General features: G+C 52.5%; 1 pseudogene. It reads left to right on the plus strand.

The features are described from left to right. Positions 1–10: 10 nt before the first annotated feature. Positions 11–244 (plus strand): annotated as a pseudogene (locus LD028_RS09335) (glutamyl-tRNA reductase); the annotation flags it as partial.

Below are 244 nucleotides of genomic sequence, written 5' to 3' on the forward strand. Positions count from 1 at the left end.
GGATGGCATTGTGCAAGTCATCGTTGTCGGCGTGAATTACAAAACCGCCCCTGTAGAAATTCGTGAAAAGCTGGCGTTTGGCGAGGCAGAGCTTGGAGAGGCGATGCGGCGGCTCGCCAAGCAAAAAAGTGTGCTCGAAAACGTCATCGTGTCGACATGCAACCGGACGGAAATTTACGCGGTCGTCGATCAACCGCATACCGGCCGTTACTATATTAAGGCGTTTTTGGCTGAATGGTTTGGC

Origin of the sequence: Anoxybacillus sp. LAT27 (genome assembly GCF_022030075.1) — a bacterium.
GTDB lineage: Bacteria > Bacillota > Bacilli > Bacillales > Anoxybacillaceae > Anoxybacillus > Anoxybacillus kestanbolensis.